Source organism: Propionispora hippei DSM 15287 (genome assembly GCF_900141835.1).
Lineage (GTDB): Bacteria > Bacillota > Negativicutes > Propionisporales > Propionisporaceae > Propionispora > Propionispora hippei.
In genome coordinates, this window is record NZ_FQZD01000059.1 from 1 (window position 1) to 17,149 (window position 17,149).

At 47.1% G+C, this 17,149-nt stretch carries 12 protein-coding genes and 3 tRNA genes; 13 read left to right on the forward strand and 2 right to left on the reverse strand.

The features are described from left to right. From F3H20_RS18920 to F3H20_RS18945, 6 genes are all read left to right on the forward strand, one after another. Nucleotides 1-1,257 (forward strand): calcium-binding protein (locus tag F3H20_RS18920; protein WP_149736416.1); only part of this gene is annotated, 1,257 nt, incomplete at its 5' end. Nucleotides 1,258-1,334: 77 nt separating this feature from the next. Further along, nucleotides 1,335-3,485 carry a type I secretion system permease/ATPase gene (locus tag F3H20_RS18925; protein ID WP_149736417.1) on the forward strand — a complete coding sequence of 717 codons (2,151 nt, stop codon included), beginning with the start codon at nucleotides 1,335-1,337 and terminating at the stop codon, nucleotides 3,483-3,485. Next, nucleotides 3,473-4,873 (forward strand): HlyD family type I secretion periplasmic adaptor subunit, encoded by a 1,401-nt coding sequence (locus F3H20_RS18930; protein ID WP_149736418.1) that lies wholly within the window; start codon nucleotides 3,473-3,475, stop codon nucleotides 4,871-4,873. Before F3H20_RS18925 ends, F3H20_RS18930 begins: the two co-directional genes overlap by 13 nt. A gap of 24 nt (nucleotides 4,874-4,897) precedes the next feature. Continuing rightward, complete coding sequence (locus F3H20_RS18935) at nucleotides 4,898-6,115, forward strand: glycosyltransferase family 4 protein (RefSeq protein ID WP_149736419.1); 1,218 nt, start codon at nucleotides 4,898-4,900, stop codon at nucleotides 6,113-6,115. 16 nt (nucleotides 6,116-6,131) lie between these two features. Next, nucleotides 6,132-7,352 carry a glycosyltransferase gene (locus F3H20_RS18940; protein WP_149736420.1) on the forward strand — a complete coding sequence of 407 codons (1,221 nt, stop codon included), beginning with the start codon at nucleotides 6,132-6,134 and terminating at the stop codon, nucleotides 7,350-7,352. Between the two features lie 3 nt (nucleotides 7,353-7,355). After that, nucleotides 7,356-9,056 (forward strand): methyltransferase domain-containing protein, encoded by a 1,701-nt coding sequence (locus tag F3H20_RS18945; protein ID WP_149736421.1) that lies wholly within the window; start codon nucleotides 7,356-7,358, stop codon nucleotides 9,054-9,056. 13 nt (nucleotides 9,057-9,069) lie between these two features. Here the strand turns inward: F3H20_RS18945 and F3H20_RS18950 are convergent, their stop codons facing one another. Further along, on the reverse strand, nucleotides 9,070-10,665 hold the full coding sequence (locus tag F3H20_RS18950; RefSeq protein WP_149736422.1) for an FMN-binding glutamate synthase family protein: 1,596 nt from the start codon (nucleotides 10,663-10,665) through the stop codon (nucleotides 9,070-9,072). Nucleotides 10,666-11,407: 742 nt separating this feature from the next. Between F3H20_RS18950 and F3H20_RS18955 the strand changes: the two genes are divergently transcribed. The 3 genes from F3H20_RS18955 to hprK are packed head-to-tail and all read left to right on the forward strand — an operon-like array spanning nucleotide 11,408 to nucleotide 13,941. After that, nucleotides 11,408-12,691 carry an adenylosuccinate synthase gene (locus tag F3H20_RS18955; protein ID WP_149736423.1) on the forward strand — a complete coding sequence of 428 codons (1,284 nt, stop codon included), beginning with the start codon at nucleotides 11,408-11,410 and terminating at the stop codon, nucleotides 12,689-12,691. A 24-nt stretch (nucleotides 12,692-12,715) separates the two neighbouring features. After that, the gene (locus F3H20_RS18960; protein ID WP_149736424.1) at nucleotides 12,716-12,973 is read left to right on the forward strand and encodes an HPr family phosphocarrier protein; all 258 of its coding nucleotides are present in this window, start codon (nucleotides 12,716-12,718) and stop codon (nucleotides 12,971-12,973) included. After that, entirely contained in the window at nucleotides 12,973-13,941 is a 969-nt protein-coding gene (gene hprK, locus F3H20_RS18965; RefSeq protein WP_149736425.1) for an HPr(Ser) kinase/phosphatase, read from the forward strand. The genes F3H20_RS18960 and hprK overlap by 1 nt, the downstream gene beginning before the upstream one ends. Before the next feature lie 90 nt (nucleotides 13,942-14,031). Here hprK and F3H20_RS18970 read toward each other — a convergent pair whose 3' ends face one another. After that, complete coding sequence (locus F3H20_RS18970) at nucleotides 14,032-15,309, reverse strand: ArsB/NhaD family transporter (protein ID WP_394349584.1); 1,278 nt, start codon at nucleotides 15,307-15,309, stop codon at nucleotides 14,032-14,034. A 253-nt stretch (nucleotides 15,310-15,562) separates the two neighbouring features. Between F3H20_RS18970 and F3H20_RS18975 the strand changes: the two genes are divergently transcribed. The 4 genes from F3H20_RS18975 (at nucleotide 15,563) to F3H20_RS18990 (ending at nucleotide 17,145) form a co-directional block, all read left to right on the forward strand. After that, a complete protein-coding gene (locus tag F3H20_RS18975; RefSeq protein WP_223191862.1) occupies nucleotides 15,563-16,840 on the forward strand; it encodes an ArsB/NhaD family transporter in 1,278 nt (425 codons plus the stop codon). 67 nt (nucleotides 16,841-16,907) lie between these two features. Beyond that, nucleotides 16,908-16,983, forward strand: a tRNA-Lys gene (locus F3H20_RS18980). A 5-nt stretch (nucleotides 16,984-16,988) separates the two neighbouring features. Beyond that, nucleotides 16,989-17,063: transfer RNA gene (locus F3H20_RS18985), tRNA-Glu, on the forward strand. Between the two features lie 6 nt (nucleotides 17,064-17,069). Continuing rightward, a tRNA-Val gene (locus F3H20_RS18990) sits at nucleotides 17,070-17,145 on the forward strand. Nucleotides 17,146-17,149: the final 4 nt, after the last annotated feature.

Here is a 17,149-nt window from a genome sequence, read left to right on the forward strand (position 1 = left end):
GAAACCTTGATTTTAAGCGGCAGTGCCAATATTAATGGGACAGGCAATACATTGGATAACATGATTACCGGTAACAGTGGAAACAATGTGCTGACTGGTGGGGCTGGCAATGATACGCTAGACGGCGGTCTTGGAGCGGATACCTTGTATGGTGGCGCCGGTAACGATCTTTATCTTGTTGATTATACAGGGGATGCAGTAATCGAGAATGCTAATGAAGGTTTGGACACAGTGCAGTCCAGTATCAGTTACACACTGGGGGCTAATGTAGAAAATTTGAGATTGATGGGTATCACCAGTATTAATGGCAATGGCAATACATTGAACAATGTGTTGGCCGGTAATAACGGTAATAACATTCTCGACGGTAGCACGGGTATGGATACTTTGATTGGCGGCTTGGGTAATGACACATATATTGTGGATAATATCGGCGATGTGGTGATTGAAAACACTAATGAAGGTGCAGATACTGTGCAGGCAAGTATCATCTATACCCTGGGGGCCAACATAGAAAATTTAATTTTGAGTAGCAGCGCCAATCTTAACGGGACAGGCAATGCCTTGGATAACCTGATTACCGGTAATAGCGGAAGCAATCTGCTGACTGGTGGGGCTGGTAATGATACTCTGGACGGCGGTAGTGGAGCGGACCTTTTGTATGGCAGCACCGGCAACGACACTTACATTGTAGATAATGCCGGCGATGTGGTGACTGAAAACGCTAATGAGGGAACAGATACGGTGCAGTCCATCATTACTTATATCCTGGGATCCAATGTAGAAAATCTGATTCTGAGTAGCAGCGCCAATCTTAACGGGACAGGCAATGCCCTGGATAACCTGATTGCCGGTAATAGCGGAAACAATATCCTAACCGGTGGTGCCGGCAATGATACCCTGAACGGCGGTGCTGGAGCGGACAGCCTGTATGGCGGTGCCGGTAATGATGTATTGTGCGGGGGAACAGGCGACGACACCTACTTATATGGGATAGGAAGCGGCAATGATTCGATTGATGACTATGATCCTAGCGGCGGAAGCAATACGCTGCAGTTCCAGAATCTTGTTATGGCAAGTGTAACGTTCACACAAAACGGCAATGACTTAGTATGCACATTAACTCAAACCGGCGAGAACATTTGTGTCAGCAACTGGACGGTAGGCACTAGCTATCAAATAGCTCAGTTCCAGTTTACCGATGGAACGTTGAATGCGGTGCAGGTTAATCAGAAAATCGGATCAATGGCAGGTTAAGAAACGTAAGGCAGTTTGCCCCGGACTAATGAAATGCCGGGGCAGACGCCGCTTTGTTCTTGTATGGGAGGGGAAACATGGAACAGGAAAAGCAAAAAGTAAACTTACCCGACAGCGGTCTGCTGTGTCTAGCGACGGCTGCGCAACTACTAGGAGTACCGGCTGAGTACCAACAACTGAAACGGTCCTTTCTCGTAGGGAATGTTCCGGCTGATGCTATTGTGTTATTGCGGGCGGCCAAGGAACTGGGGCTAAAGGCAAAACAAACCGATCTGGTGATCGGCAAAATCCCCAGACTTGCGTTACCGATATTAGCGTTATTAAATAATGGACAATATGTTGTCATTGTAAAAGTTGATGAGAAAAAGCTATTGATTTTTGACCCATATAAAGGACGGCCAGTAACTATTCCTCATGAACCGTTTACTAAGGTATGGACAGGAAAAGTGATTTTGCTGGCTCGCCGATTCAGCTTGGCTAATTTAGAAAAACAGTTCAATCTGAGTTGGTTTATCCCGGTAGTTGCGAAATTTAAACGTTTTTTTGGCGAAGTATTAATTGCTTCTTTCTTTTTGCAAAGTTTTGGGTTGATTACACCTCTATTTACACAAGTTATCATTGATAAAGTCTTAGTCCATAAAGGTGTGGCTACCTTAGATATTCTTGCGGTCGGCTTATTGGTCATCAATTCTTTTGAAAGTTTATTGGGAATTCTCCGTTCTTATCTTTTTTCTCATACTACCAATCGAATTGATGTCATGCTTGGGGCAAAGTTATTTAATCATATGGTTAGGTTGCCTTTGCAATATTTTGAAGTTCGACGGGTAGGAGATACCGTTGCAAGAGTACGGGAATTGGAAAACATCCGTCAGTTTCTTACCGGTTCAACTCTTACTGTAGTGTTGGATTTGTTCTTTGCTCTCGTTTTTATCATTGCCATGTTTTTTTACAGTGTTAAGCTTAGCTTGATTACGTTGGCTGCTTTGCCCATATTTGTTACACTTTCTGTATTTGTAACGCCTTTATTCAGGCGACGGCTGAATCACAAATTTGCTTGTAATTCGGAGGTTCAATCTTATTTGGTTGAATCAATCACCGGGATTCATACGGTAAAGAGTCTGGCTATTGAACCACAGCTCAGTCATAAGTGGGAAGGCATATTGGCTAATTACGTCAAGGCTTCTTTTGATACGACCATCTTGGGAAATATGGCCGGCAATACTGCGCAATTCATCCAAAAAATTGCTACATTAGCAATCTTATGGTTTGGTGCGCATCTGGTGATGGATGGCAATCTGACTGTGGGCCAGCTTATCGCCTTTCAGATGTTGGCCGGAAGGGTAACCGATCCGGTACTGCGGTTGGCTAATCTTTGGCAGGATTTTCAGCAAATCCGTTTATCTGTTGAGCGGCTTGGCGATATTCTGAATTGTCCTCATGAACCTGTTTTCAATCCTAACAGAACCTTGCTGCCGGCGGTCAATGGACAAGTCACAATGGAGAATTTGGCCTTTCGTTATCGAAATGATGCCCCTTTAGTTCTGGATGGGATAAATTTACAGGTTTCACCTGGTATGACGATAGGTATTGTAGGTCGTTCCGGGTCTGGTAAGAGCACGTTGACGAAACTGATTCAGCGTTTATATTTGCCGGAACGAGGCCGGATATTGATTGATGGAATTGATTTAGCCCAGGTCGAGCCGGCCTGGCTACGGCGTCAAATAGGGGTCGTTTTGCAGGAGAATTTTTTATTTAATGGCAGTGTGCGGGAAAATATCGCAGCTATTGATCCCGGGGCCTCTATGGAGAAAATTGTTCAAGTCGCCAAACTGGCCGGAGCGCATGAATTCATTCTTGAATTGCCAGAAGGATATGACACGAATGTAGGAGAACGCGGTACAGCACTGTCCGGGGGGCAGCGTCAGCGTATCGCTATTGCCCGGGCGCTTTTGCTCAATCCGCGTATTCTCATCTTTGATGAAGCGACCAGTGCTCTGGACTATCAATCAGAGCGGATTATTCAGGATAATCTTCAACAAATTTGCCAGGGGCGTACGGTATTTATTATTGCGCACCGCTTGTCAACGGTGCGGAGTGCCGATGTGCTTGTAGTCATTGAAAAGGGGCGCATTATTGAACAGGGGAGCCATCAACAACTACTTAGCCAACAGGGTGCCTATTATAATCTGTATAGGCAGCAGGAAGGTGGCGAAGTATGCGCATCATAAAGCTTGGCTGTTGGATCCGTGATAAGCTGGTCAATATAAAGGCGGGTAAGAAGCATTGCAAGGAGAACGAGAAGCTTAGTCAGAGCGAATTGGAATTTTTGCCGGCAGCGCTTGAGATTGTTGAGACACCGCCATCGCCGCTTGGCAGAGCGATTGTGTGGCTATTGGTAATACTGTTTGTCATTGCTATATTTTGGGCTTATTTTGGTCATGTGGACGAGGTAGCTGTAGCTCCGGGTAAAGTGATTCCTTCCGGTTATACCAAAACAATTCAAGCTTTTGATACCGGTGTTGTAAAGAGCATTCATGTTAAAGATGGCAGTAAGGTACAACCTGGTGACGTTTTGATTGAGCTGGACACGACTATCACTGCGGCGGATCTGGCCCGATTGACGAAAGAACAAGCTTATTACCAGTTGGAAATCAAACGGCTGCTTGCTGAGCAAATGGGGCGGTCCTTCGTTCCTGAACAGAGTGCGAGCGCCAACCCTCAGGACGTGCAGTACCAAATGCAGTTATATAATAGTCGGATGGAAGAGCAACAGGCAAAGGTAGCTGCGGCTCAACAGGCTGTAAATCAGGCTCAGGCAGCTTTGGAAACGGCACAGGCCACCAAGCAGAAACTAGCCATGCAGCTTGAGATAGCTGTACATAGGGAAGGCGCTATGAAAAGTCTAGCTGAAATGGGGGCAGTGGGTGAATTTCAATATTTGGACTATAAGGACAGATTAAACAACATCCAGCAAGATTTAAGCGCCCAAAGCAGTGAAATTGTCAAAGCTAACCATAGCTTGCTACAAAGTATGGAAACATTACATGGAATTGTCGGTGAACATGAAACCGACATTATGACCAAACTAGTTGAGGATCGTCGCCAACTACAGTCTATCCAAGAAGAGATAAGCAAAGCTGAGGAAAAACATCGGTTAAGCACAATAACCGCGCCAATTACCGGTACGGTACAGCAACTGGCGGTTCATACTGTGGGCGGAGTAGTTACTCCTGCCCAGGTACTCATGCTGATAGTTCCGGAAGGAGAGCAAATGGAAATTGAAGTTTGGGTACCCAATAAGGATGTCGGGTTTGTTTATGCGGGGCAGTCGGCGGAAATTAAGGTGGAAACCTTTAACTTCCAAAAATATGGAACTTTGGATGCAACATTGGTGGAAATCAGCTCTGATGCGGTAGAAGATAAAGATAAAGGCTTGGTTTACCGGGCCTTACTACGGACGGATGTCAATTATTTTGCTTTGGCGGATGATCGGGTTGTATATTTGAGCCCTGGAATGGCTGTGACAGCGGAGGTCAAGACGAGGAAAAAACGGATCATTGAGTACTTTACCGATCCATTTATTAAGTACCGGAGTGAGGGACTGCGAGAAAGGTAGTTCATAAACAAAGGAGGAAGTTTTTTGCGGTTTGTTTTTCTACATTCCAACTTTCCAGCACAATTCGTTCACTTGGCTTCTTATCTTGCTCAAAGGATGGGTAATCAAGTGGTTTTCATTACTGGCAGGAAAGATGGTGAGATACCTGGTGTATGCAAAGTCGTTTATGAAGAACCACGCTCAGTAAATCCGGCTACGCATCATTATCTGCAGGGCTTTGAGAAGGCTGTGCTCCAAGGGCAGGCGGTCTACCGAGAACTGGCAAAACTAAGAGCACAGAATTTTTGGCCTGACGTTATTTATGGTCATGCAGGCTGGGGGTTACCTACCTTTGCTAAGGAGGTTTTTCCGCAGAGCAAGTTGATTTGTTTGTTTGAATGGTTTTATCGAGCTCACGGCAGTGACGCGGATTTTGATCCGGCCATGCCGCTCAGTGTTGATGATGAACTGAAGATTCGAGTAAAAAATGCCCCTATCTTGCTTGATCTGGATCATTGTGATTGGGGAGTTAGTCCTACCTATTGGCAACATCGTCAATTTCCCCTGGAGTATCAACCTAAAATCAGTATTGTCCACGAGGGAATTGATACCGAGTTTATTAAACCCAAGCCGGGAGCCAAGTTGATACTCCATGAGATCGGTATTGACCTTTCAGATGTAAAAGAAATTGTTACCTATGTGGCAAGAGGGATGGAGCCTTATCGCGGCTTTCCCCAGTTTATCGAAGCAGTACGGCTTATCCTGGAAGAGAGGCCGCAATGCCATGTGGTAATAGTCGGTGATGATAGAGTAGCTTATGGAAAGCCTTTAGCAGAGGGCAGATCATATAAAACGGCGATGTTGGAGAAAGTTCCATTGGACATGGCGCGTATTCATTTTACCGGTCTGCTGCGTAAAGGAGATTACTTGAAAGTTCTTCAGGCGTCGTCGGTGCATGTTTATCTTACCTATCCTTTTGTTCTTTCATGGTCTATGCTGGAAGCTATGGCAGCAGGCTGTGTGGTGGTTGCCTCAGATACCTCTCCTGTGGTTGAGGTGATAAGTGATAGCGTAAATGGTCTACAGGTGAGTTTTTTTTCGCCACAGGATATTGCTGCAAAAGTAGTCGACGTTCTTGCGCATCCCGGAGAGTATAACGAGCTTCGCTTAAGGGCAAGAAAAACTATTTTGGAACGGTATGCACTTCATAAGTTATTGCCAATACAAATGAATTTACTTAGTAGCATTGTTACTAGACTATAGTAATGAGGAGAAGTGTGTGAAAATTTTGTTTATCCATCGGACATTTCCCGGGCAATTCCGCTATTTAGCCACAGTTCTTGCTCAGAACTCCTGCAATAAAGTAGTTTTTCTTACTACGTCCGAAATCGGTGATATTCCTGGCGTAACAAAAGTTCTCTATAAACCGCACCGAAATTCTTACATTTCTACCCATCCCTATTTAAAAAATATGGAGGATTCGGTGATTTACGGACAGGCTGCCTATAAAACCGCGACTCAATTAAAAAAAGACGGGTTTGTTCCAGATGTGATTTATGGACATTCCGGTTGGGGGCCTATGTTGTTTATGGCGGATGTTTTTCCCCGCGTGCCGATCATTTGCCATTTCGAATGGTTTTATCGTTCGCATGGATCAAGCTTTGATTTTGATCCTGAAAGTAGACTGACGCTTGATAATAAAGGAGAAATCAGAGTCAAAAACACCGGCATTTTATTTGATTTGGTGCAATGTACGAAAGGAATTGTCCCTACGGAGTGGCAGTTTCAGCAATTTCCCCGGGAGTTTCATCCTAAAATGGAGATTCTGCATGAAGGCATTCATACCGGTATTTTTAAACCTAATCCTAATGGTAGACTTATTTTGCCTAAGCTTGGACTCAATTTATCGAATGCAAAGGAAATTGTTACGTATGTGGCTACCGGAATGGAGCCACTACGCGGTTTCCCTCAATTTATGGCTGCTGTCGAAAAAGTTCAGCAACTTCGACCGGAATGTCATGTGATAGTGGTAGGCGAAGATAGAACAGAATACTCCAATCAACTATCTAATGGGAAAACGTACCGTGAAGAAGCTATGGGTAAGTACACCTATGATTTATCCCGTTTGCACTTTACCGGGCGAGTGCCCATTTCCGATTATTTAACTATTCTACAGGCATCGTCCGTACATATTTATCTTACCTATCCTTTTATTTTATCTTGGTCAATGTTAGAGGCAATGGCTTGTGGTTGCCTGGTGGTTGGTTCGGATACTCCTCCCGTACGGGAGATTATCGAGGATACAGTGAATGGTTTTTTGGTAAGTTTCTTTTCTCCTTCCGAAATTGCAAGCCGGGTAGTAGAAGTCTTGGAGAATCGTGAAGCAATAAATCTAATGAAGACAAAGGCACGGAATACGATCCTAACTAAGTATGATTTGACCAATTTGCTTAATCGTCAAATCAGATTACTCGAAACAGTAATATCGAAAGGAGTTTAGTAAATGAATGTGGAGTTGGATGAACCCCCGGCCTTTTCTTATTATAGTCGTGTAAATCCTCATCTTTTGAAATATATCCCACCGGAAGCTTCTGCGGTGATGGAAATAGGTTGTGGGGCAGGTGCTCTAGGGGCTAAATATAAACAAATAAATCCTTTTTGTCGTTATATAGGGATTGAATTGAACGAAAAGGCTGCTCGGTACGCTGCAACACGGCTGGATACTGTATTGACTACCAATGCCGAACAAATTGATTTGACAGAAATAGTGCCGGATGGAGTGGATTGTCTAGTTTATGGTGATGTACTAGAACATATGACTGATCCCTGGAATACGCTAAAGAGACATGTATCTCACCTTAAAGAACAGGGACAGGTATTGGCGTGCATCCCCAATATTCAGCATTGGTCAACATTGTTTAATCTAATCGCCGGTAAATGGGAATATCAAAAAGAAGGATTGTTAGATAAAACGCATCTCCGTTTTTTCACTTTGGATAGTATTGGTCAATTATTTAGCAAGGCGGGTCTTTACATTTATGATGTACGACCACTAGAAGATCGTTCGTCTCCAATTAGGGCATTACAGGAAGAATTTCAGCCAATTCTTAATAAATTAAGTGTAGATTTCGATGCGTTTTGTACAAAAGCCAGTGCCATACAATACATTGTACGGGCAACCAAAAGACCGGTGACCAAGCGTCTGCTCATCCATTCTATGCTTGGAGAAACCAAAGTTTGCTCTAGAGTAAGAGTAACCGAGCCTAATGTCTTTCTTGCGACCATACCTGGAGTTAGAGTAATAGAGCACGCACAACAAACGTCTACTTCTATTGGGCTTCCTGGTGAAGAGAAGGTATTTATTTGGCAACGCAGCTGGCCTACGGTAACGCAGCAAAAACAACTGCTAAAAAGCGGGTATCTGATTATTGCTGAAATTGATGATGATCCTTTATTATGGAAAGAATTTCATCAACAAAATAACTTTTTTGCTTTTCGATCTGCTCATGCTGTTCAAACATCGACCCCAAAGATAGCAGATTTCTTATATCGTTTTAATAGGAATGTATTTGTATTTCCCAATTATATTTCTAGCTTGCCTCCTTTTAAGGGGTCAAAAAAGGGGAAAAAGGTTACATTGTTTTTTGGCGCGCTTAACAGAGAAAGTGATTGGGAGCTGATAATGCCGATAATTAATGAAATAATCATCAAATCTGATGAGGATATTTTTGTCAGGGTTGTACATGATCGGAGGTTCTTTGAGGCTCTTGCTACGACGAATAAAGAATTCACGCCTTTTTGTTCCTATAATATGTATATTGAAATCTTGGATTCTGCCGATATCGCCATACTTCCTTTAGTAGACACCCGCTTCAATAGAATGAAATCTGATTTAAAATTTCTTGAATGTGCCGCTTATAGTGTAGCTGCTTTGGCGAGTCCAACTGTTTATGGAGAAGTTATTCGGCATGGTGAAACAGGGCTAGTTTACCACTCTTCTGCAGATTTTGGGATTTACCTTAAATCATTGATTGAAGATGCGGCGTTACGTGCGAGATTAGTTAGTAATGCTTACAATTGGCTTAAGAGACATAGGCTGTTATGTCGGCAGTATCATACGCGCTATCTTTGGTATGATAGCCTTTTGGATAGGTTGCCAGAGTTGAATGAGGAGTTGTTAGCAAGAGCACCTGAATTAAAATGAGATAAGGTACAGACTATTCCAGATAAGACCGGAGCCGTTCCCGCATGCTTTCCAGGCGGGCGGTGGTTTTTTTTGCCTGCTGGATGGATTGGCGCATTTGATTCAGCAGTGCGGTGTATTGCTGTCGTTCGGCAAAGCGATTTGGCTGGCTGTGAGGCGCCGTCCTGCCAGGGCTGGACGGCGCGCGGGGCGTACAGGTATCGGTCACCTTTTTCACTCCCGTAAGGTCGGCCGTAAGCGAATCCAAGGCGACCAGATCGTCGGGACTGAGCTGGTTTAACGAAGACTTGCCCAAAGCCCGCATGGCTTCTTCCATTTCCAGAACCATGGAGGTAAATGCATTGGTTACACTGGTTGCGCCCTGACAGAGGTCAAACTTGTCCTTGGTCTGTGAATTGTAATATACCAGTGCAGTGGGTGGTTCCCAGGGAATAGCTTTGGTAGCCTGGTTGTGCACCAGGGCAAAAAGTGGAACGGTACCGAGTACCACTGCATCGGCCCCCAGCGCCAGCGCTTTGAGACAGTGACCGGGGGTATACAATCCACCACCGGCAATGAGGCTGATTTGGGTTCCCGCTAAGTACCGTTTGGCCCGTACCAACGCATACAAAATAGGAATAGAAAAATTGTCCTGCTTGATAGGTGCTACGGCGTGTGAACCGCCACCGGCTCCGTCCAGGCAGATCACGTCTACTCCCAGGGAAACGGCGACTGCCAGTTCTTCCTCCAAACGGTCGGTGGCCATCAGTTTTAAGGCAATAGGCTTTCCGTCGGCGCGCTGGCGTAGTTTTTTCATAAAAACAGGCCAGTCGGCCGGCGTGTGTACACCCGGTGGTGCCGGCAGGGAAATGGCTGTTTCGTCAGGGGCCAGTCCCCCCAGTTCACGGGCTCGTCCTTCAATATCAGCAGCCATGATCGGGGCGGTACCGACATCGGCTCCCTGCCCCATAGCGATTTCCAGCATGTCGGCGGTGGCAATCTGTTCATTTGTCCGCAGTCCCCAGGACCAGCGGCAAATTTGGAGGATAAATTTCCCGGCGGCGTCAGCTTCTTCAGGGAGGAAAGGGCCTTCGCCAGACCCGAGTGCAGTCCCTAATCGTTTGCTGGCGATGGCTAATGCTACTTTCGCTTCTTCGCTTAAGGCAAGACCGTAGGCCATGGAGCCAATTATCAAAGGAATTTTTAGCTTAAGCGGTTTTTTTGCCTTACGACCCAGTGTTACTGACATATCTATGTTAGTGCTTACCGGCAAGGTAAAACGGGTCATTTGTTGCGGTGAAAATAGAAGGTTGTCAAACTCGGGATAATGTTTTGGTGTTCCTAGCGGCCTGGTTATAACTTTACCGGTTTCGGCCCGTAAACTTAGTTCAATTATATTGATTACGGAAAAACGTTTTAATGAAGGAAGCAGTTCGGCAACATTTTCGTCATACTCGTCGGAGAGTAATTTTGCGGTGGCATCGTCGACAACCCGGTTTATGACATAGCGCATAACCGGTTTTCCCAGCAAAAGACCGAGAACCGCAATAAGAAGAAGCGCCAACAGCAGTTGGATAAACCAGGAGACCGGCGGAAGAAAGGTTTGAACATAGGCCAAAATACTTTGCATAATATCGTCCTCATAATTATCGTGTGCTATAGGTAGTATGCCTCATTGCCGGATTTTAAACCCTAGTGCTCCAGCGGCTTTGAAGGTGTAACATAAATTTACGGTGATTTTTTTGTAAAGCAAGGCGAAGGAGATGCGCCTTTCGACATGGGTAAACCGACGAGAACGAGACCTTACGGAAAAGGACTGTGAAGAAAATCGTACGTTCAGAGTTGATAGGCACCAGTACCTTGCATCATTAAAACAGAAAACATGCCGGTAAGAAATTTTTTCGTCTCCCGAGTCAGAGGAGCCGCATATATTGGACATAGGTAAGGCTGACAGGTTAGCGGTAAAATAGCTAAAAGGGGGGAGAAAAATATATTTCCCGCGAAAATAAAGGGAATTTTGGCGAATATCCGAACATTTATCCTGTAATTTAAAGTAATATTCGAAAAGTTTATTGACAGGGGAAAGGGCGAAGTGCTATGATTAACGAGGGAAAATCGGATACCTTCCTCAGCAACTCAAATAACGGCGTGGATACGTCATGTTTGAGTTATTTTTGTGGGTTTGGTTAAAATATTCAAGATAATATAGCCGCAGACTGAACGGGTTGCCGGAGACTATCGGTTGCCCTCAGCTGCAATCGGACGAGAAAACGAAGCAATGCTGGATACGCGGTCAGTGAACGGAAGGGAATATTCCGTCGCAGTGCCGTTACTATGGTCAGATAAGACCGTCAAGAAGGGTGAGGATGGATATGTCAGCAACAGTTGTAATCGGAACGCAGTGGGGAGACGAAGGAAAAGGGAAAATCGTCGACTATTTAGCCGAAAGAGCGGATGTGGTTGTTCGCTATCAGGGGGGCAATAATGCCGGACACACCGTTGTGGTAGGGGATCAGGAGTTTAAGCTGCATTTACTGCCGTCAGGCATACTATATAATGGTAAAACCTGCGTCATTGGCAACGGCGTGGTGGTTGATCCCAAGGTTATGCTGGAAGAAATAAAAAGCATGCAGGCCAAAGGCATTGATACCAGCAGCCTGAAGCTATCCAACCGGGCTCATTTAATTATGCCATATCACCGCCTGCTGGACGAAGTGGAAGAAACTTCTCGGGGCGACTTCAAAATCGGCACAACCAAGCGTGGTATCGGTCCCTGCTACATGGATAAAAATGCCCGCAGCGGTATCCGGGTCTGCGATTTGCTGGAACCGGAGGAATTTAAAGAAAAACTGGCCCGCAATCTGGAAGCCAAGAATCATTTGCTGAAAGCCGTATATAATACGGACGGGTTTGACTTTGCAGAAGTGCTTAAGGAATACCAGGAATATGCCGAACAACTGCGTCCGTATGTTGCCGATACGTCGGCTATTTTGCATGAATCCATTAAAGGCGGCCAGAAAGTGCTGTTTGAAGGAGCCCAGGCTACTTTGCTTGATCTGGATCATGGCACCTATCCCTATGTGACCTCATCGCATCCGATTGCCGGCGGCGCCTGCATCGGAGCCGGTGTAGGCCCGAGCAAAATCAACAAGGTTGTCGGTGTGGTGAAAGCCTATACCACCCGGGTGGGCGAAGGACCGTTCCCCACCGAACTGCATGACGCAACAGGCGATCTGATCCGGGAGGAAGGCCATGAATACGGCACCACCACCGGCCGGCCACGTCGCTGCGGCTGGCTGGATGCCTGCATCATCCGCTACGCGGGTTATGTCAGCGGCATTGACTATATGGCGATTACCCGCCTGGATATCCTGGATAAACTGCCTATGGTTAAAATTTGCGTAGCTTACAAATATGACGGAAAAATTATCAATGAGTTTCCGGCCAGCCTGAACGTGCTGTCCCGGGTGGAACCGGTTTATGAGGAATTGCCCGGCTGGCAGCAACCGACTTCCCATATTCGCTCCTATGAAGATCTACCGCTTAATGCCCGTCGCTATGTAGAACGGCTGAGTGAGGTTAGCGGTATTGCCATCGGTTTGGTCTCGGTCGGTCCCGGCCGGGAACAGACGATGATACTGGCAGATATGTTTTAATTATTAGCAGGGAGGTCCTGGGGCGTGACAAGAAAATGTGTGGAGATTATAAGACGCAATACTCTTTATCCACGCCATGCGGCAGCGTTTGCCAGAGCGGCAGGACGCTTTGTCTGCGAAGTGACAGCGATCAGCGGCGAGTATCGGGTTGACGGGAAGAGCATCTTAGGGCTGATATCACTGGAACCTCAGATTGGTATGACTATTATTATTGAGGCCGACGGCGAAGATGAGCAGGTCGCCGTGGACATTCTGGCTAAAATACTGGAAGGATATTACTGATGAAGAAGGACTTACTTGTCAAAGACATAATCGAACCTTGCGGGCTGGAGATAATCAGCGGTGCCGATTACCTGGACCGTCCGGTACGGGTGCCGGACATCAACCGGCCCGGACTGATGCTGGCCGGATATTTAAAGTATTTTGAGCATCAGCGGATTCAGGTTATTGGCATGGCTGAAATGGCCTTTCTGGAATCATTGGGTGAGACGCTCGCTACCGAGTGCTGGAAAACGCTTACCGGCCTGGAGATTCCCTGCGTGATTATTACGCGGGGAAAGTCGCTGCCGGAGCATTGGCTTAAATTGGCGGAAGAGGCTCACCTGGCCGTGCTGCGCACATTGCAGCCGACCACCCGGTTTATTGGCCGGTTGACCGATTATTTGGAACGTCGCCTGGCGCCCAGCATTACCATTCACGGTGTGTTTGTCGATGTTCACGGTATTGGCACGCTGATTACGGGCGACAGCGGCATCGGTAAGAGCGAAACGGCGCTGGAGCTGATTAAGCGCGGTCATCGGCTGGTGGCCGATGATGCCGTGGTGGTGACCCGCGTGGCGGAGAATAATCTGGTCGGCCGGGCTCCGGAGATGATCCGTCACCTTATGGAAATTCGCGGCTTGGGAATTTTGGACATCAAGACGCTGTTCGGCATCCGGGCAGTTCGCCTGTTCCAGGATATCAATCTGACTATTCATCTGGAAGAGTGGCAGCACGGCAAGTATTATGATCGCCTGGGGATCGACGATGAACGGACGGAAATTTTGGGCGTGTCCATACCGAAAACCATTATCCCCGTTCGGCCCGGGCGAAATCTGGCCGGTATTGTGGAAGTGGCGGCGATGAACTACCGGCTGAAAACACTCGGCTTTCACTCGGCCCAAGATTTTGTCAATCGCCAGGCCGAACTGCAGGAACAGGGACTGGTTGATGCCGATGAGGTAAATGATTTTACCCACGGGTTATGGTAGTTCCCTAACCGGCTCCAAAGAACTATAAATAATGAGGACTGCCTGACAGGTGAAAAACCCTGTGGGCAGTCCTTTTTTATTTAAAAATACTTAAAAATAGCGGAGCCAGATGTAGAGATGAGAAAGCAGAACAGATACCAGCATGAGCGGAAAAGCCACCTTGAAATACGTTCGGAAGGAAAGAAGCACGCCGTTCTTTTCGGCTATGCCGGCCACGATGACATTAGCCGAGGCGCCAATCAGCGTACCGTTGCCACCCAGGCAAGCGCCCAGGGCCAGTGACCACCACACCGGGTCGAGAGCAAGGCCGCCTAGTTGGCCCATTTCTTTCAGCAGAGGGATCATGGTAGCGACAAAAGGGATATTGTCAATAAAGGCTGAGGCGATAGCCGAAACCCACAGGACCAGGAGGGAGGTTTGCAGGACATTCCCCTGGGTCAGAGTCAGGCTCCACTTAGCCAGCGCACCGATCACACCGGTGGCTTTCAGACCGCCAACCAGCACAAACAGGCCGACAAAGAAAAATATAGTAGGCCATTCTACGTGCAGCAGTACAGCTTCCGGTTCTTCCCGGCTAATGAGCAGCAGGACGGCAGCACCGGTCAGGGCAACGGTGGCCGATTCCAGGTGCAGTGTACCGTGCAGCATAAAGGCAAGAATGGTCAGGACCAGGACAGCCAGGGATTTTCGGAGCAGGGCCTGGTCCTTAATTTCATCCCGGTAATTAAGCGCCAGCAGGGCAAGGCGGTTCTCTTCCGTCGTCTGCAGTTCCTGACGATAGATCAACAGCAGCAGCCCGATCGTGACGAGTAAAATGAGCAGGCTGATAGGCGCCAGCTGCAGCAGAAACGAGTTGAAATCAAGGCCGGCTGCACTGCCGATCATAATGTTGGGCGGATCCCCGATGAGAGTTGCCGTTCCGCCAATATTGGAAGCGATAATCTCGGAAATCAGAAAGGGCAGCGGGTTGATCTCCAGTTTGTCGGTCAGGGTCAATGTAATCGGAACGGTAAGCAGTACGGTAGTGACATTATCTAAAAACGCGGAGGCCAGCGCTGTGATCAGTGACAGCAAGGCCAGCAGACGGAACGGATAGCCACCGGTGATGTGGGCTGCCCAAATGGCAATGGCCTCAAACACGCCTGTCCGGCGGGTAATGGTGACCAATAGCATCATGCCGATCAACAGGCCCAGTGTGTTAAAATCAATTGCTTCCTTGAGCGCCGTTTCCTGGCTTATAAATCCTGTCAGCAGCATAAGCAGGCCGCCGGTCAGCGCCACGGTCATGCGGTGAAACTGTTCTCTGATAATCAAGGCATAGACAATTATAAAAATGGCAATGGAGCTCCAGAAAGAAAACTCAAGCAACAGATGATTCCTCCTTTGGCGGCAACAAGCGGCCATTGCCCAAATCATACGTCATTTTGCCGGGACAGTCAACTTTCGCCAGGCTGGAATGATCAAAGTGGAGGAACCGCCAGAGTGACTTGCTAAAACGGAAAATTTTCGTTATACTGATTAGGAAGTGAATAAAAGTTTGTTTCTTGGAGGAGCCTGTCGCCACAGGCTCTTTTTGTCTATTTTCAGAATTATGGGAGGACTGATTGTGGAAAACCAGGCAATGCTCGCTTTGGGCGTATTTTTAGTGACCTATGCTTTGATCATTTCGGAAAAAATCCATCGTACAGTGGTTGCTATGCTTGGCGGACTGGCGATGGTGCTATTAGGTATTGTCGATTATGAGACGGCCGTTCATCATATAGATTTTAATACATTAGGCTTGCTGGTGGGGATGATGATTATGGTGGCCATTACCGGGCAAACGGGGATATTCCGTTATATTGCCATATATGCGGCAAAAAAGGTAAAGTGCCGGCCGATGCCGATTCTGTCTATTTTAGCGGTGATTACAGCGCTCTTTTCCGCGCTGCTGGACAATGTGACAACGGTACTGCTTATGGTCCCGGTGACACTGACGCTGACCCAGCGGTTGAACATCAAGCCTGAACCGTACTTGATTACCCTGATTATAAGCTCTAACATTGGCGGGACGGCGACTCTTATCGGTGATCCGCCCAATATCATGATCGGCAGTGCCGTAAAGGAACTGACATTTTTGGCTTTTATCCATAATCTGGCCCCGGTTGCTCTGGCCATTTTATTTGTCACGATCATCCTTTTGATATCGCTCTATCGTAAGCTGTTGGTAACTGACGAGCGGCATAGACTGGCCTTGCTGCAACTAAATGAGAAGGAAGAATTGGTTGATCCGGCACTGCTTGTCAAATGTTTGTCCGTATTAGGTGTTACTTTGGCCGGTTTTCTGGGCCATCAGGCTTTGCATCTGGAATCATCGACCGTGGCGCTAAGCGGCGCCTTTATTCTGCTGTTGCTTACCGCCAAAACCGAGCGTGCTGTTGAAGTAGCGCTGGAGAAGGTTGAATGGCCAACTATCTTTTTCTTCTTAGGTCTCTTTGTGTTGGTTTCCGGGTTGGTGGAAACAGGCATTATTGACGGCGTGGCCCGGTATGCCATAGCGGTGACCGGCGGTAGCCCGGCATTGTCAGCTATGCTGATTCTATGGCTGAGTGCCATTGCTTCGGCCTTTGTGGACAATATTCCTTTTGTGGCGACTATGATTCCCTTGATTCAAAATATGGGGCAACTGGGCATTGCCAATATGGAGCCGCTGTGGTGGAGTCTGGCTTTAGGGGCCTGTTTGGGAGGCAACGGCAGTTTGATTGGAGCGAGCGCCAATCTAATCGTTGCCGGTCTGGCGGCGCAGCAGAACTATCCGCTTTCCTTCCGGCGATTTTTAGCGGTCGGATTTCCGCTGATGCTTTTATCTGTTGTCATAGCAAATGGCTACATCTACCTGCGGTATTTGTCGCATCTGTAATTTTTTTAGAAAATGCAGTTGACAATAATATAATGTTGCTATATAATCATATCTTGTGAGACGGCATGATCCACTAGCTCAGTCGGTAGAGCACCTGACTTTTAATCAGGGTGTCCCGCGTTCGAGTCGCGGGTGGATCACCACTTATGGCCCGTTGGTCAAGCGGTTAAGACACCGCCCTTTCACGGCGGTATCGGGGGTTCGATTCCCCCACGGGTCACCATATTACGGGCGATTAGCTCAGCTGGGAGAGCGCCTGCCTTACAAGCAGGATGTCGGCAGTTCGATCCTGTCATCGCCCACCAATCA

Bases quoted from the DNA above. Each gene is read 5' to 3' on its own strand.
- F3H20_RS18975 (WP_223191862.1), top strand. From the start codon at position 15,563: ATGCTCGCTTTGGGCGTATTTTTAGTGACCTATGCTTTGATCATTTCG.
- F3H20_RS18925 (WP_149736417.1), top strand. From the start codon at position 1,335: ATGGAACAGGAAAAGCAAAAAGTAAACTTACCCGACAGCGGTCTGCTG.
- F3H20_RS18950 (WP_149736422.1), bottom strand. From the start codon at position 10,665: ATGCAAAGTATTTTGGCCTATGTTCAAACCTTTCTTCCGCCGGTCTCC.
- hprK (WP_149736425.1), top strand. From the start codon at position 12,973: ATGAAGAAGGACTTACTTGTCAAAGACATAATCGAACCTTGCGGGCTG.
- F3H20_RS18945 (WP_149736421.1), top strand. From the start codon at position 7,356: ATGAATGTGGAGTTGGATGAACCCCCGGCCTTTTCTTATTATAGTCGT.
- F3H20_RS18955 (WP_149736423.1), top strand. From the start codon at position 11,408: ATGTCAGCAACAGTTGTAATCGGAACGCAGTGGGGAGACGAAGGAAAA.
- F3H20_RS18930 (WP_149736418.1), top strand. From the start codon at position 3,473: ATGCGCATCATAAAGCTTGGCTGTTGGATCCGTGATAAGCTGGTCAAT.